13 protein-coding genes and 1 riboswitch are annotated in these 16,692 nt (G+C 43.9%); of the genes, 10 read left to right on the top strand and 3 right to left on the bottom strand.

Going from position 1 to position 16,692, the window contains the following annotated elements:
• The first annotated feature begins 45 nt into the window (after positions 1-45).
• The 8 genes from JI667_RS12145 (at position 46) to JI667_RS12110 (ending at position 9,016) form a co-directional block, all read left to right on the top strand.
• On the top strand, positions 46-1,041 hold the full coding sequence (locus JI667_RS12145; protein WP_368077903.1) for an ABC transporter substrate-binding protein: 996 nt from the start codon (positions 46-48) through the stop codon (positions 1,039-1,041).
• 143 nt (positions 1,042-1,184) lie between these two features.
• Positions 1,185-2,201 carry a DUF3231 family protein gene (locus JI667_RS12140; RefSeq protein WP_206853903.1) on the top strand — a complete coding sequence of 339 codons (1,017 nt, stop codon included), beginning with the start codon at positions 1,185-1,187 and terminating at the stop codon, positions 2,199-2,201.
• A gap of 338 nt (positions 2,202-2,539) precedes the next feature.
• A complete protein-coding gene (locus JI667_RS12135; protein WP_414635235.1) occupies positions 2,540-3,190 on the top strand; it encodes a 2OG-Fe(II) oxygenase in 651 nt (216 codons plus the stop codon).
• A gap of 259 nt (positions 3,191-3,449) precedes the next feature.
• Positions 3,450-3,986, top strand: coding sequence for a sigma-70 family RNA polymerase sigma factor (locus JI667_RS12130; protein WP_206853900.1), 537 nt, complete (start codon positions 3,450-3,452; stop codon positions 3,984-3,986).
• On the top strand, positions 3,967-5,349 hold the full coding sequence (locus tag JI667_RS12125) for a DUF4179 domain-containing protein (RefSeq protein ID WP_206853897.1): 1,383 nt from the start codon (positions 3,967-3,969) through the stop codon (positions 5,347-5,349). Before JI667_RS12130 ends, JI667_RS12125 begins: the two co-directional genes overlap by 20 nt.
• Before the next feature lie 102 nt (positions 5,350-5,451).
• Positions 5,452-5,628, top strand: a riboswitch (Lysine riboswitch).
• A gap of 111 nt (positions 5,629-5,739) precedes the next feature.
• Positions 5,740-7,026 (top strand): diaminopimelate decarboxylase, encoded by a 1,287-nt coding sequence (lysA, locus tag JI667_RS12120; RefSeq protein WP_206853894.1) that lies wholly within the window; start codon positions 5,740-5,742, stop codon positions 7,024-7,026.
• A gap of 107 nt (positions 7,027-7,133) precedes the next feature.
• Positions 7,134-8,003 carry a peptide transporter gene (locus JI667_RS12115; protein ID WP_244668304.1) on the top strand — a complete coding sequence of 290 codons (870 nt, stop codon included), beginning with the start codon at positions 7,134-7,136 and terminating at the stop codon, positions 8,001-8,003.
• Positions 8,003-9,016: an ABC transporter permease subunit gene (locus JI667_RS12110; protein ID WP_206853891.1), complete on the top strand. Its 1,014-nt coding sequence runs from the start codon at positions 8,003-8,005 to the stop codon at positions 9,014-9,016. The genes JI667_RS12115 and JI667_RS12110 overlap by 1 nt, the downstream gene beginning before the upstream one ends.
• A 167-nt stretch (positions 9,017-9,183) precedes the next feature.
• Here JI667_RS12110 and JI667_RS12105 read toward each other — a convergent pair whose 3' ends face one another.
• On the bottom strand, positions 9,184-10,086 hold the full coding sequence (locus tag JI667_RS12105) for a LysR family transcriptional regulator (protein WP_206853889.1): 903 nt from the start codon (positions 10,084-10,086) through the stop codon (positions 9,184-9,186).
• A 117-nt stretch (positions 10,087-10,203) separates the two neighbouring features.
• Here JI667_RS12105 and JI667_RS12100 point away from each other — a divergent pair, with 117 nt between their 5' ends.
• Positions 10,204-12,207 carry a YhgE/Pip family protein gene (locus JI667_RS12100; RefSeq protein ID WP_206853887.1) on the top strand — a complete coding sequence of 668 codons (2,004 nt, stop codon included), beginning with the start codon at positions 10,204-10,206 and terminating at the stop codon, positions 12,205-12,207.
• 40 nt (positions 12,208-12,247) lie between these two features.
• On the opposite strand, the gene JI667_RS12095 is transcribed toward JI667_RS12100, so the two are convergent.
• Positions 12,248-12,964 carry a DUF1836 domain-containing protein gene (locus tag JI667_RS12095; RefSeq protein WP_206853884.1) on the bottom strand — a complete coding sequence of 239 codons (717 nt, stop codon included), beginning with the start codon at positions 12,962-12,964 and terminating at the stop codon, positions 12,248-12,250.
• 157 nt (positions 12,965-13,121) lie between these two features.
• On the opposite strand from JI667_RS12095, the gene htpX reads away from it, so the two are divergent.
• Entirely contained in the window at positions 13,122-14,003 is an 882-nt protein-coding gene (gene htpX, locus JI667_RS12090) for a protease HtpX (RefSeq protein WP_206853882.1), read from the top strand.
• A 103-nt stretch (positions 14,004-14,106) separates the two neighbouring features.
• Here htpX and JI667_RS12085 read toward each other — a convergent pair whose 3' ends face one another.
• Positions 14,107-16,218 carry a lamin tail domain-containing protein gene (locus JI667_RS12085; RefSeq protein WP_206853879.1) on the bottom strand — a complete coding sequence of 704 codons (2,112 nt, stop codon included), beginning with the start codon at positions 16,216-16,218 and terminating at the stop codon, positions 14,107-14,109.
• Positions 16,219-16,692: the final 474 nt, after the last annotated feature.

Here is a 16,692-nt window from a genome sequence, read left to right as displayed (position 1 = left end):
CAAAGCGTCATCCAGAAAAATCCGTACACCTCTAATTGGCTAACAGTGAAAGAAGACCGAACCGATTTCATTGTACTTGAAGCCAATCCGCTCTATTGGAATCACAAGAGGAGACCGGAAATCAAGAAGATTGTCTTTAGAAATGACCTAACCCAAAATCAAGCGTTACATTATTGTATGGATAGAGAAGGGGAAGTAGATATTGTCACTGAGGTTTCGCCAGAGTATGCCCTCAGGGTTCAATCTTCCAAGTACGCCAAACTGGTCTTCAACGGAGGCGATAGGATCGTAACAGGAATCTTTAATCGATTTCAAGAGGATGTCCGATTCTCCGATAGAAGACTCCGCCTGGCATTTAATTATGCCATCAACCAAGAGGAGATTATCAGGGAAGCCTTCCATGGCTATGCTGAAGCAGTGCCCGCTTTTACTCCTCCTTGGGCAGTGGACTTTCCTCAAGAGCTCAAGCCAATTTCGTATAATCCTTCTAAAGCAAATCAACTATTCAATGAGGTTAAATGGCCTGACGAAAGACCATTACGCATCGTCACACCGGAAATCTACCAATCAGTTGCAACCATGATAGCTGCCCAACTTAAAGAGGCTTTCGGTGTCTCAATCAAGCTGAATATTCTTTCAGGACGAGACGAACTAAGATGGAGAAGAGTCCTTGCAGAAAAAAAACTTATTCCTAACTGGGATCTTTTCATTGGCAGTCCCTCAGCCTTCTTTTATGAGGGAACGCCAGCTTTCTTTCACCGAGAATGTCTTGGAGCAGACGGGGTACTGCGGGCAAGCCCCGTTCTCCCTGAATTTGAAAAGGTATATCAAGCCATGGCAAGGGAAACCAATCAGCGTGCATTCATTGAAAGGGCGAAAGAAGTGGATCGATTCGTCCATAATGAAGCGTTGGCTTTATTTCTATGTGCACCCTATAAGTTATACGCTGTAAATAAAAACGTTGACTTTAGACCTTATCGAACAACCTTTGAATTAGTGGATACAAAAGTGTGCAGAGGACATTGGTCAAGAAATGTGTAAGATATATATGCCTTCCTGACGCCAAGGATTGGTCGTAAATCCTTGGCTTTTTCATGTCTACATAATTTGTTTAATTAAAGATTTAATAAAATCGAATAAGCATGGATAAACTATTTCTACTATTACTATAGGCGGTGTACGTAATGAGAAGTGGAAATGGTAATCATAAGACGAGAACATCCGCATCTGAGTATGGGGTTATATGGTCACAATACATTAACGATAGTTTATCATGCTGTATCCTTCGTCATTTCCTTTATTGGGTGGAAGATAAAGAGATTAAGGAAGTTTTAACGTTGGCATTGGAATTGTCAGAGTCCCATTTGAAGAGTATAAAGCACTTTTTAAAGAATGACGATTACCCCGTCCCTTTGGGTTTTACCGAGGAGGACGTTAATGTAAATGCCCCACGACTATTTACAGATACATTTATGCTTGTTTACATCAATATTATGGCTATTCATGGAATGACCCGATACACTGGGGCCCTTGGTACGTCTACTAAACAAGATTATATGGACTATTTTACTGAATGCACTTCACAAACGATGGATTTATATAAAAAATCTACTACTATCCTGTTACAGAAAGGAATTCTCAGCAAAGCCCCAGTATTAAACAATCACCAACAGGTTGACTTTATAAAAAAACAAAGCTTTCTAACAGGTTGGCTGGGTGATCGCAGGCCCATTAATTCAGTAGAGATCAGCGGAACGTACCTTAACCTCCAAAAAACGATGGCCAAGATGGTACTCGAATTAGGGTTCAGACAAGTATCACGATCGAAGGAAGTACGCCATTTCATGGATAGGGGCAGGCAGGTTTGTCAAAAGCATTTTGATTTACTTTCCTCCATGTTAAAAGAAGACCATCTAAGTGTCCCCAGAACATTTGAAACCGAGGTGACGGATTCTCTGGCTCCTCCATTTTCTGATAAACTTATGCTGTATCATATAGTCACGCTGCTTTCGTCTGCAATTGGATATTATGGTGAAGCTCTGGCTGTTAGTCAACGGAGGGATATGGCCGCCGTGTATTTCAGGATGATGACGGAAATAGGTGTATTGGCGGAAGATGGAATGAATTTACTCATTAAGAATGGGTGGGTTGAACAGCCTCCGGGTGCCACGGACTATGATCATTTAAAAAATCAAAAATAAAATATACTGATATTCTATCTCTTCACATGTTCGTCTGAAGAAGAATGGTTCGTGATGTCTAACCATTTTTCTTCAGGCTTTTTTCATTTACCATCACTCTTTGAGAAAATAATTAACAATAATAATAGATATACAAAAATTCAAGGTGTAAAATGAAGAAAGAAGCTCAAAGCTATCCTTTTTGACTTGCAGGAGGAGACCACCATCCAACAAGAGTGAATACAGTTATGCCTATTGTTGCAATCGTTTTTTCTTTCGATTGGAAGAATCACTGATGCTTCCATCAACGAAAATGTTCAGAATGTTTAAAATACGATATAAGGTTGATGATGTTGGCAATGGATACGAAAGAAGTAACTTTAAAAGAACAAACAATTTTTCACCATACGGGGAATAAGATCAAGACGGAAGACAGAGAGATTCAGATTATCGCGAAACTGGAGGAGCCACTGATTGTCGTTCTTGGCAATGTCTTGAGCGAAGGAGAATGTGACGAACTCATCCAGCTTTCCGTTGACAAGGTTGAGCGTTCTAAAATTGGGAACACCCGCTCTGTGGACGAACTGAGAACAAGCAGCTCAGTATTTCTGGAAGAGAACGAACATGACGTTGTGACGCGTGTCGAAAGACGGATCTCTCAGATTATGAATATACCTGTCGAGCACGGGGAAGGGCTGCAAATCCTGAATTATAAACCGGGTCAGGAATATAAGGCTCACTTCGATTTCTTCTCTGCTTCGGCACGCCCGGTGAAGAATCCGAGGATCAGCACCCTCGTCATGTACCTGAACGATGTAGAGGAAGGCGGCGAAACCTATTTCCCGAAACTGAATCTATCAGTTTCACCTCAAAAAGGTATGGCTGTTTACTTTGAATATTTTTATGATAATCAGGAATTGAACGACTTGACTCTTCATGGCGGCGCGCCGGTTATCGTTGGAGATAAATGGGCGGCAACGCAGTGGATGAGAAGGCAGGTATTTAAATAAATAAAAAGGAGGAGTATCCCCGTACAGGATGCTCCTCCTCTTTATTGAGGACTGGATGAGAAGGATACCCCTAACTTTTAATAGGATTTTTCTATGTCATACCATCATTACTAGTATCTTATACGAATCTCCTGCTACTATCATCCATTTGGGTGTCAATTTACATGTCATTTTGAAATCTGACTCCACATCCCCTGAAAAATCCCTTGAAACTTTTCCCCACCCCATCCGGCTCTAATGAATGACAGGAGGTTAACAAATGGATGTAAAACTCGTAAAAAAAGCCATCAAAGGGAATGAACAAGCATTCGAAAAGCTGATCCACTCAGAAAGCGAGAAGCTTTACCGAACGGCATTCCTGTATGTAAGAAATAAAGAAGATGCACTCGACGTGGTGCAGGAAACGGTTTGTAAAGCTTTCATTTCCATTTCGCGCCTGAAGAATCCAGAGTACTTCAGCACCTGGCTCATCAAAATCCTGATACATACGGCATACGGAATCCTGAAGAAACAAAAGCGGATGGTCCTTACAGGTGATGAATATTTCGACAACGCCATTGCTTCAGAGAAGACGGATGTCGAAGGAAGGATTGACCTGCTTACGGCCGTGGCTTCCCTGAGCCAACATTACCAAACGGTCATTATCTTATTTTATTTCCAAGGGCAGTCCATCAAGACCATTTCAAAAACGATGGAAACACCTGAAGGAACGGTCAAGACGTATCTTCATCGGGCGAAAAAAGAGTTAAAGAAGCTGTTGGAAGGAGTGAATCAGTATGGACAGAAAATGGTTTGAGGAAGAAATGGATAGAATCGAAGTACCGGAAGACGACGTGTACAAGTGCATTTCAACAGGCATTCAAAAAGGGAGGAAGATAAAGGGCAGAAGAAGAACGGTCAAGGTAAGTGCCGCCTTCACTACCGCAGCTGCTTCTATGGTTCTCGTCTCAGGCTTTCTTTTCGCCCCTGTGAATAATGCTTTGGCCATGCTTCCCGTACTGGGTGAAATCTATGAAGAAGTCGGATCCGGAGTCGGTAAAGAACTCTATTCCAGTGATAAAGTTACCGAGGTCAACCAGGCAGCTGCTTCAAACGATGTTAATGTAACGATCACAAGCACCTATTATGATGGGAATGTCATCGGTGTCACGTTCAAGGCGAAGGGTGACAACCTTTCCGACAGACATATGGATGAAAGAAACCGGCCGGTGAGCGAATACAGTTATCACCTCTTTGACGGGAAAGATCAGGAGCAATGGGGGTCAGGGAGTTCAGGTCTTAAAAAAGACGGAGATGAGTTCGTAGGCTCTATTGAATTTTACCGGGATGGGAAAGATCTGCCGGAAGACTTTACTCTTCCTTTGACGTTCACCCATATGGCGGATGTGAATGGTACATGGTCATTTGATGTACCGGTAAAGCGGATTCCGTCTGAAATGATTCACACAGATGCACGAACCCAATCACCTGATGGGAAATATGAGCTGCAATTGACTTCCCTCATGAAAGGGAAAGCAACAACGACACTGGAATACACGTATACGGTGGAGTCCTGGAAGGATTCAATTGAGTTACTTGTATTTGATGATTTAGGGAACAGGCTTTCAAAATCCGGAACAGAAACCCTGGAAACGAAACAGATGAACGGTAAGGTGCAAAAGACGGTTCGGGAGCTATTCACCAGTAAGCTCAGTGACAAGGCACGCTCGCTGCACGTCCAGGCAGACATGGAGAGGGTGGATAAGAATGTCTTTACATCATTGAACAAACCTCTTCCATTCAAAATGAAGAGTCCTCGCTTTGGTTATGAAATGACAGTACAAGATATCCAAAGTGATAAAGGAAAGGTGACAGTCGATTTCACCATTGATCATTTACCGAAAGATCAATTCCCTCAAGACATATTAAACAATTTCGCTCAGTTCGTACAACTAATTCCCTCAAAAGAACAGAGCAATCAGTATGATGAGATGTTGGACCATATGATCCGCAGTCATGAAACGAAGGTAGTAGGTCAAGATACGCACCATTATCAATCCACATTTGAACTACAGCATAATACCAGAGTGGGAGACTATTCTTTGATTGCCCCATTCGAAGTTTTAAGCGGAAATGATAAGCCGATAGTAATGAAGGCGTTCGATATCCAATTGAAGTAAGATGGTAGCCCTTGGATACAATTCCAGGGGGCTTCTCCTAAAATAATTGACAACCATTTTAAGATAATGATATAGTAATTCCAATCAAATAAACAGTCACTCTCTGATAATAGAGGCGCGAGAATGAAGAGTACCTTCTTTGAGAATAATGGATTCCGGGATAAGTTGGGAAAGGCAGATCGCCGAAGCAGAAAATAGCCAATTCTATTTTATGTTGGGCCAGCATTGAAGAAATGCTGGACTGTCACAATGCAAAGGTTGTGGAGCACTATTGAAGAGATGTTAATACATTAGTCTTCATCATATGTTCGAACACCTTGATGAGTAACCGTATGAGCATCTGCTTCATGCGGTTTTTTGTGTTTTTAGAGAGTTTAAAGGAGTTAGGATATGAGAACAGTTGATGTGAATGTTCAAGGAGATTTAACCATCGGTGGGATGGGGACAGGTGAGTTGGTCGAAAGATATGGTACACCGTTGATGGTTTATGATGAGAGGATGATTCGTGGGAACGCCCGATTGTTCCGGGATGCGTTCAATGATAGTGGGTTGAAATTTCAGGTGGCGTACGCAAGTAAAGCATTTCTTTGCAAAGAGATGGTGAGAATTGCAGAGCAGGAAAACCTCTCCCTTGACGTCGTGTCCGGTGGGGAATTATATACGGCCCTGGAAGCAGGATTTCCTTCAGAGCGCATTCATTTTCATGGAAACAATAAGTCTGAAGAAGAGCTCCTCATGGCTCTTGAAGCTGAGATCGGCTGTTTTGTCGTCGACAGTTTTCTCGAGCTTGAACTATTGCATGACCTTGCAAAGGAGTATGAGCAGCAGGTTCAGATCCTGATCAGGGTCACGCCGGGAATCGAAGCCCATACCCATGAGTACATCACAACGGGACAGGAAGATTCGAAATTCGGATTTAGCATTTCGAACGGACAGGCAAGTACAGCGATTCAACTGGCCATGAGAAAACCGTATTTTACATTACTCGGACTTCACTCTCATATTGGTTCCCAGATATTCGAACAGGATGGGTTCGATCAGGCGATTAAGGTACTTGCCGATTTCATGCAGCGAATCCGGATCGAGTTCGATGTGACGATGCCGGTGCTCAATATCGGTGGCGGCTTCGGTGTCCGCTACACGCAAGAAGACCAGCCACTTCCGATTCCGACGTATGTAAAGGGCATTACGGATAGTGTCAAAACCTATTTTGCCAAAAATGAATATCCACTCCCGGAAGTATGGGTGGAGCCGGGCCGAAGCATGGTGGCAGAGGCAGGTACAACGTTGTACAAAGTGGGGTCGAAGAAAATCATACCTGACGTGCGAACGTATGTGGCTATCGATGGAGGAATGACGGATAATATCCGTCCGGCACTGTATCAGGCGAAGTATCATGCGGTGCTTGCCAACCGTCCGAATGAGGAATGCACGGAGCTTGTGAGCATTGCCGGGAAATGCTGTGAATCCGGGGACATGCTGATCTGGGACCTGATGCTGCCGCCGACGAATTACGGTGATGTCCTGGCTGTGTTCAGCACGGGTGCTTATGGCTATTCCATGGCGAGTAACTATAACCGGATCCCAAGGCCTGCTGTGGTATTTGTGCAGGATGGGGAGTCCCGGGTCGTGATCGAGCGGGAGACATTTGCGGACCTTGTACGGAAAGATCGATAGGAAAGAAAAGGTGGAATCCAATGGGTTCCATCTTTTTTTATGTGATTGATTGGATTATTATGGTAATCTAAAAGAAGCATGTACCTTTATTATGGGAGGATCAATTTATGTATCTCAAATCGATCGGTTCCATGGTTTTAAAATTTGTCTTTGTTCTGTTTGGCATTATCCTTTTGACAGGTCTTATCGGTCTGTTCAATGAGGGAGTGGAACTCAGCTTGAAACAATATCTCATGAACCTTAAGGGTATTTCAGGCTCGCTGCTTCATTTCAATGCGATGACCATCACGAATGAAGTGAACAACTCGTATCCGATGTTCCCTGCTTTCTGGGAGCCGTATTTCTACTCTGTTACGATTTTTATTTGTGCTTTTCTTTTATCCATTATGATGGGCATCCTCCTTGCATACCTCACACATTTACTGCCCGCCGCCTGGTCAACGTTGATTATCCGGGCCACCAATCTGCTCGAGTCCACACCCGATATCTTTATCTTGATCGTCATTCAATACACCGTCATTTTTATCCTTAAAGAAACAGGAGTCTTGTTGTTTCCCATTGTCGGATCGCAGGAAAAGGTGTTTCTGATACCGATCCTGACACTTTCCATCTTACCAACGATTATGTTGTTCAGAACTACCTATCTGCTGGTGAAGGATGAATATGGGAAGCCTTATGTCGATCTGATCAAAAGCAGGGGGATGTCCAAACATTTTATTTTCTTTATTCATATCCTGAGAAATATCACGTTCAGTTTATTGAATCACTCCAAGTCCATCACTCTCTTTCTCTTATCATCTCTTATTGTATTTGAGAGATTGTTCAATATTTATGGGATCACCCATTTCATCCTATCCTTCTCACAAATGGATGTGATTTGTTTCAGTTTGATCCTGTTTTATCTGCCTGTCTTCCTGCTCCTCATCTTGATCCGCCTGATCATTGATAAAAAAACCGGGCAGAAGGTGGTGATTTGATGTTCAAGAAATTGATGAAGAAACCTGCATTTTTAACAGGCTTTCTTTTTCTGTTTGGGATGTTCGCTGCAAGTCTTGTTTATTACGCAGGCTGGGGGGATGAGGTGGCGAAGCTGGACCTTATGAAAAATGAAGAGGGAGATTTTCTTAGCCCTCCATACTCCCCGTTAGAGTATCCACCGCTTGGTACGGATAATTTTAACCGGAATGTCCTTCTTCTCCTCATCGTTGGTGCGAAGTATACGATAGGAGCGGCTCTTGTCATCATGTTATGCAGGGTGCTGCCTTCGGTTGTTCTTGGACTGGTGATTCATTTTTATTTCAAGCCGTTCAGGAATATCATCGATCACATAGTAGATGCCGCCAATTATTTTCCTCCCACTTTACTATCGTTCTTATTATTGAATTGGATGCTGCTTGAGGGGCCTTTAGACAATCCCGATCATTTTCCTTATGACTTTTGGGATAAAACGATTTTTTACCTGGTCATTCTCATCATCATCTCGATTCCTAGTCTGACCCCGTTATTTTCGAATGAATATGACAAGATCATGAAAGAGGAATTCATCGACAGCTCCAAAGTGTTGGGGGCTACCAAGCGCCATTACATCATGAATCATATCCGGCCATTTATTCTGCCCCAGATCCTTCTCATATCCATTCGGGAATTCATGATCATCATGTTGTTGATTGCGCATCCTGGGGTGTTAAAGGTTTTTATCGGTGGTGCGGTACTGGAAGAGGACGTCTTCCATAACCAGGTATTTGTTTCTCTTACTTACGAATGGTCTGGTCTCCTTGGAGGCTGGTGGCAATATCTATGGACGACCTATCCGTGGATTTCGTTCATTCCTGTGGTGTTTTTTAGTTTGACCATCCTTTCGGCGAAGTTGATGCTCATTGGGGCTACACGGGTAATGGAAACGTTGGGACGTGATCATAGGGTAGTTCATGAAGAAAAGGCCGATTCTTTTGAAGGGAAAGAACGATTTGATTTGGTTCATAAAGCTTGAGATTTACGAAAGTGCCCCCCCTTTTTGAGTCCCAGGGCAGCTTTTTAACTATCATCCTTTACGTGGTCGCCTATTTTATTAGGACATTCAATTTCTGAAATCTGGTACTCGCCACTCATCATGAAAGAGGGACGGACCTTCATTTGCCAAAATGAAGGTCCGTCCCTTTATAATTGATCCAGCTTCTTCTCAATATGGTTGAAGTAGTTGATCATGAAGGGATGGAATTGTTTGGCGGTTTTGGTGAGGTGCCTTCGTTTGGACCAGCCGAGTCCGATGGTGCGCTCACAGGTTGGCTTGTTGATCCGGATTTTGTGAGGGAATGGTGTCCGGCGGTTCATCCAGGAGATGGCGGGTATGAAGGCGATGCCGAGCCCCTGTCTGACAAGATCTCCGATGACGCCGGGCTCATCTCCTTCAAAGGAGATCACGGGTGAGAACCCTGCCTGTAAACACAGTTCGTCTGTCAGGTTACGCAGTCCGTAGCCTGTATTCATACTGATGAACGGTTCATCCTTCACTTCAATCAGATCGATTTCACTTTTGTTGTCCAACCGATGACCAGGAGGTAAGATTAGGAAGATTTCCTCTGTCATAAGCGGTTCCCATACAATATCTTCATCATCATTCAGAGGGATGGAAGAGATGCAGTAATCCACTTCCCCATTCTTTAACTGTTCTTTCATCCGACTCATGGAATGGACGAATTGCTGAAAGCGGACGTGTGGGTTCTCCTTCAGAAATGACCCGACCAGATCCGGGAGCACCCTTGGAATGGTGACGGCCATCCGTATGGTATGTTCCTCGAGATTCATGGCCTCCAGAATTTCTCTCTTTCCTTCGTTAATCTCCATGAAGACACGTTCCACACGGTTAAGGAACAGTGCTCCAAACCGGTTCAGTTTGATTTGCCGGTGCTGTCGTTCGAATAAAGGCACTCCAATATCTTCTTCCAGACGGGCAATCGTCTTGCTGAGGGAAGGCTGGGCAATTCGTAGTTCCTCTGCAGCCCTGGTCATATGTTCCAGACGGGCAACGGTCTGAAAGTAGAATAACTGTTGTAGTTCCATAAGGGAACCTCCTTTCATAGATTCAAAGTTATGTATGTATAACTAATTATGTATTATACATTATCATTATATACAAGTATGATCATTGGATGTAAATGATTATAAAAGGAGTTAGTTATGAAAGGATTTGCATTAATATTTCAAGATTTAAAGGCAATGTTAAGCCATAAACACAGAAGAATTGCCCTCGGATTTCTTCTTTTAGTTCCATTAATCTATTCGGGATTATTCCTGTCAGGATATTGGAATCCATACGGAAAGCTTGAGCAATTACCTGTTGCCATTGTCAATGAGGACGAGGGAGCCGTGATGGAGGATGAATCGATCGAGGCGGGTCAAGACTTTGTAAAGGAATTGAAAAAGTCGGAAGATCTGAATTTCAAATTCGTTACCGCTGCAAAAGCCAAAGTAGGTCTCAAAGAAGGGACGTACTATATGGTCGTTACGATCCCTAAAGACTTCTCGGAAAAGGTAAGCACCTTAATGGATGAACATCCCGAGCCTGCCGAACTCATGTATAGGGACAACCCTGGTAAGAACTTCGTAGCTTCTCAAATCAGTTCGAGTGCCACTGAGAAAATGAAAAGCAAGCTGTCTGAAACTATCTCCAAATCCTATGCGGACGGTGTTTTTTCCAAGTTTGAGGAACTGGGGAGGGGATTAGCGAAAGCGAGTGACGGAGCGAACAGACTTCACAATGGAATAGCAGACGAAAAGGCAGGAATGAATACTCTTGCTGCAGGTATCAACGGACTGGGAGAAGGTTCGGAAAAGCTTCAAGCCGGAAGTGAAAAACTGTCAACCGGAGCAGGTTCCCTTGAGAGCGGCCTCCAGCATCTACATTCAAGTTCTGTCCAATTAGCCGGTGGAATGAATAACCTGTCACAAGCAGGAGAGAAAATGAATACGGGCACTGAACAACTGGTGGATCAAACGAAGAAACTGGCTGGTGCAGAGAATCGCCTCCAGCAGCAACAATCAGAAGCAACTGATTCGGCGGAAGAACTTGCGGGTCAGCTTCAATCGTATGAAGAGACACATCCAGAGGCGAAAGAGGATCCTGAATTCACTCGTCTTCAAGAACTTTCCCAAAAACTATCAGTTTCCACATCGGAGCTTGAAAGTGAGCAAACAAAACTTCATCAGCAAACGGAACAGCTTGCAGGTGGACAGAGTCAGCTACATGCAGGATTCTCCCAACTGACGGACAAGCTGAACCAGGCATCCAGCGGAACATCTGAACTGGCGTCCGGTATGTCCACGCTTTCTTCCGGGTTTGCCGAATGGAATAAGGGCTTTACAACTCTTACTGAAGGAATCGTCCGTTTATCAAACGGAAGTGACAGGCTTTCTTCAGGTGTTGGTCCTTTAAATGATGGACTGACAGATCTTGAAGCAGGTTCAGGGGAATTATCGACGAATCTCGCTGATGCTGCAGAAAAAACCTCCGCTGTTCATTCAACGGAAGAGTTATCGTCCATGTTCTCAGATCCCGTGCATCTTGTGAAATCCAATGTATCTGAGGTGCCGAACTATGGAACCGGAATCGCACCCTATTTCTTGTCATTGGCATTATACGTAGGGGGGATTATGGCGGCGAACATCCTGCCACTCGGCAGACGCAATGATCTTCGCGTGAATGGTACAACTCATTTCATCAATAAATGGGGATTGGTATTTGCCATCGGATCCATTCAGGCACTCATCGTCGACGCGGTTCTTCTCTTTGGGTTTCATTTAGAAGTCGTGAATATACCGATATTTATTCTATCGAGTGTCATCGTTTCTTTTACGTTCATGACCTTTATCTTCATGCTGATTACCGTATTCGGATTCGTCGGGAAGTTTCTTGCCGTCACTTTCCTCGTCCTGCAGCTGGCGACTTGTGGAGGGACGTTCCCTAGAGACTTGAATACACCGATATTGCGCATCATCGGTGAGAACTTACCGATGGCACACTCGTTAAGCAGCTTCCAGGAAGTCATTACATTGGGTGACTTCACTCAGCTTGCGCATCAGCTGTGGATCCTTTTTGCTTACTTGGCCGTGACAGGCGGAATCGCCTGGTTCACCACTCATATGCAGCATTCGAAAACCGTTGAAGCAGTAAAACTATCATAAAAATGCCTGTCTCCCTTTTAAATGGGGGACAGGCATTTCTTTATGATAATGAATCGGTTACATACTTCTTCGTCACAGCTTGATAAAACCCGGCCTGAACCGTCAGCACGGATACGATCATCACATTCAGGACTTTGCTTAGATTCTCTTCGATAATTCCGTCGAAGCTTGAAAGCATGGCGTGACATTCTTTCTTAATGAATCCATCAATATGCTCGTTGACGGAACCGTCAGCCGTTTTGATCGAAGGAAGTGATTGATGATGGATCTGATCAAAGACGGATGCATAGGCAAAATAAAGATCCGTGGGGTTGACTATGTCATCAGTGCGGTCTTCAATATTGTTGAACACGAGAGTCAGGATCTTCCGGATGGATTCAAAATCTAAAGTGGCTTTGAGATCTTCGACGATAAACAGCATGGCGGCCTGTTCGACGGTGTATTTTTTTCCGATCTGCGGGGAGCCGATCAATCCTCTCACATCACGCTTTACCCAGTTCTGGACGGTACTTTGGGGAAAGTTGGTGAATTCAATCAGATTACCAAGGGACACGATCTCTTTGAGGGAGAAGCCGATTTCACCCTTTGCCGATTTTAGTATTTTTTTTAAGATGAGAGGCAGTTCATCCTCGTTAAGTAAATCCGTCCACGTATCCTGGAGTTCCTGGAGTATATGAAATGGGGTCCTGCTGGTGGTGCCGTTCAGGGAAAGCAGCAGGTCTGCCATATTCTTGCGTGTCAGTTTAAACGTTTTCATCGTTATTACCCCGTCTCTTTTGCAAATATCTTCTTCTATACTACTGGTTCGTCAGAGCCTCGTCAATTTCATCTTTTGCTTGTATTTCATTCTAAAAGGAATTATAATATATTTAGATACAGGTTCATATGAACTTGAAATAGGAGTGAGGAAAAAGATGGGAAAACGTATATTTTACTTCCTGTTAACGAACGTTTTAGTATTACTGACGATTAGTATTATTTTTTCCGTCACTGGAGCGGGGAATTACATCACTGCTTCAGGCGGAATCGATTTAGGGGCGTTGTTGGTATTCAGTGCCATCATCGGTTTTTCCGGATCGTTCATTTCTTTAGCCATGTCACGATGGATGGCAAAGCGGATGATGGGTGTCCAGGTGTTGAACCCGGATGGGGCTTTATCAACTGAAGAACGTGCGGTTGTGGAGAAAGTCCACCGTCTTTCAAGAGCGGCAGGACTTGTGCATATGCCGGAAGTAGGAATTTATCAATCTCCTGAAGTAAATGCATTCGCCACAGGTCCTTCCAAGAAACGCTCACTTGTTGCCGTTTCGACTGGATTGCTTCGTGAAATGGATGATGATGCGGTTGAAGGCGTCATTGCCCATGAAGTGGCCCACGTTGCGAACGGGGATATGGTGACGATGACATTGCTGCAGGGTGTAGTCAATACATTCGTTGTCTTCCTGGCGCGTATTGCTGCGTGGATTGCATCACGCTTTGCAAGGGAAGAAATGGCACCGATTGTACACTTCATTGCCGTGATTGTTTTCCAGATTGTCTTCTCGATCCTGGGAAGTCTTGTGGTCTTTGCTTATTCCCGTCATCGTGAGTACCATGCTGATAGAGGCGGAGCGGACCTGGCCGGTAAAGATAAAATGGTTCATGCCCTTCAAATGCTGAAAGCTTACTCAAGTCGTATGAAGGGTGAAGATGATACAGCCATCTCTACATTGAAGATTAATGGACGACGTAAATCAGCGATGTTCTCGACTCACCCTGATTTGGATGAGCGGATCAGTCGTTTGCAAGGGAAATAATCGTAAGTGCCTGGCCTTAAATGGGGCCAGGCACTTTTTTTGTATAAAAAAGCTCAACTCCCGAACGGATCCAGCTGTTCGGAAGTTGAGTTTTTACTTTTTTTTACTGATTAATCTTAAAGTCATCAATGTTCAATCTTGATCCGCTCGTTCCTGTTACGCTAATACGGAAGCGGACTGGTGAACTTGAATTAACCGTGATGGTCTCTTCAGTAAGAGTACTTCCACTGGTAGAAGAAACCGTTACATCCGACCAGGTTGCCCCTTGATTCGTAGATTTCTGCAGCTTCCACAGAGCGCCTGAGTCACTACCGAAATGGGCGTGGGAAAAGCTGACTGACTTGGAAGCAGAAGCATCAAAGTTCATGGTGATGGATCCGGTTGCTTTGATTCTTGCGGATTGAGTCCCCACTTTTTTATCATTCGATAAATTGCCTAAAAGGGCATTCGTGAACGTCCACGTTCCGCTTGGAGTTGTGACATCACCGGTCGTATAGCTTCCTTTTGATCCTGATTCAAAATCTTCACTTACCAGCGGGGCATATGTGACGATTCCGGCATGGCTTCCCAAGTTCGAAAAAGTGTCAGACGGATAAGAAGTCCACTGATTGGACGAATACGTAGCTGAACCTTTTGTTACGCTTGAATCACGAACGAGTGTGACGTCCTGTCCATCATTCACACCGGCAGTACCAATTTGATCGATGGAGGCAGTGCTATGTTTTAACGTGACAGCGTCATCCCCATTGAATGAAATGGAGGAGTTCTGCATATCCGCAACAGCCAGGATAGACGCATCGGCGTTTGGATTTGCAATGACAAACACCTCTCCGCTTGCAAGGGTCCCTGATAAGGGAATGGGGCTTGAAAGATTCGACAGTTCAAGAGAATATTCGGATAAGTCAATGGCTGATGATGATCCATTAAAGATCTCAAGAGCCTTATTGTAACCGGAACCTTCTACATATTCGGACAGAAAGACACTTTCTTCAGCTGTTGTACCGCCGCCACCTGTGGAACCGCCGATATAACCGTAAGAACCTGCCTTGAATGTAGAGGGATCATACCATTTGTAACCAGGGTCCGGTGAAGCCCAAGGTTCAGCTTGCGGTTCTGTTGAAGATGCCGGATCTTCCATGGCTAACAGAGAGGTCGGCTGATCCAATTGAAGTCCGCTCACCTGAGTTAAATCCGAATAGTTTTCCTGGTTTGATAGCCAGTTGATCATGTTCACTAGGAGTTTGGAATCGTTTTGTTCCGTAAAACCATCATAAGTCGTCTTCGCCTGTCCCGTTTCTTCCCTTACGTATTTGGAAGTGGAATCCTCGACCGGAGAAGAGTCCCCGATAAAGGCCGCTTTCCCTAATCCCACTTTTGATACGGCCACGAATGGCCCTTCTGCTCTTCCGCCTCCATTATAAATACCCTGATCCACAGCATATGACCATTTGGCAGACGTTTGAGGAAGGTAGACGATCCCTTTTGCCTTCGACGGGTCCGTGACGGCAAGCGTGGATCCTGCATGCATGGCAACGGTGGAGACGCCGTTTGTAATGCCGAATGCTTGTGAAGGAGAGACAATATCATTGGCTGTTACGTTTCCGATTGCATTGTAGCGAAAACGGACGCCGAAATTGGAAGAGAGCCAATCAGAACTATTCACATTCTGCATGGCAGTAGAAGAAGCCTCTTCTGCCGTCATCCCCTTAGCAGGGTCAGCCCACGCTCCTCTTCGATATCCATTGAAAATCTCTGAAGCATCAAAGCGGTTTTTGTTTCGGTCTGCATTGTAATGATCAGCAATGAAGAAGATACTTCCGCCATTTTGAACATATTGAAGCATGGCTGCCTGTTCAGAAGCCTTGTAAGGGATATTGGCTTCGCCGATAACAAATACATCATATGTACTCAAATCTTCTAACGTGATGGGAGTGTTTTTACGTAATTCCTTCACATAATGGCCTTCGCCGGCAATGGCGTTGGCGAAATCAGAGAAACCGCCATCAATGACCCAATCAGCAGCCCCCGCCGTCTGCCCATGCGTATTATCAAATAGAATCTTCTTTCCCGTTTCGGTCCCGATCGGCATGATGATGGGAGCAGGATCAGACGGACCTTCTGCTTCTGCAGAGATAAATGGTGATGAGAGTACTGAGGATGCTCCAAGAATTAATACACTTGCCACAGAGAAAATTTTTGTTTTTCTTTGGTTCATTTTTACAACATCTCCTATTCTTTTAGACTCTTCTAAAGTTTACCAATGTTTCATTAATGGAATGTGAAAAGATTTGTAATGTTTAGTTTTCTATTGAAATATTTTATACACTTACTGGAAATTTATAGTTCTCAGGTAGTGAAAATCGTCAACCAATGCTACTGTCCTGCCAAAATTTCTATAGGACGGATGAACAGATTTCATAGAGTGATCACAGTGTTGACAAGGATTTTTCCCTTATCAACACTTCGCATTTACAGCTCATTTACAATATGTAAAATTGGTTCTAAATAACTAAAATCCGTTCATTCTTCACTGAACATCCCCATAGAATCCCTTTCCGACGGCTTCATTTTTTCTCTTAACACTTCCTTAACATTATTTCAAAATAGTTTTACGTTTGGTTAATCTCTTGTTTACTTTGATTTTTTATGATGAGTGTGTGAAACAAAAGGAAACAAAAATGATTCAAAA

The sequence above is a fragment of the Bacillus sp. NTK074B genome (assembly GCF_017303375.1).
Taxonomy (GTDB): Bacteria; Bacillota; Bacilli; order Bacillales; family Bacillaceae_B; genus Rossellomorea.
The sequence above is the reverse complement of the archived record's forward strand: the minus strand, read 5'-3'. Positions and strand labels throughout refer to the sequence as shown.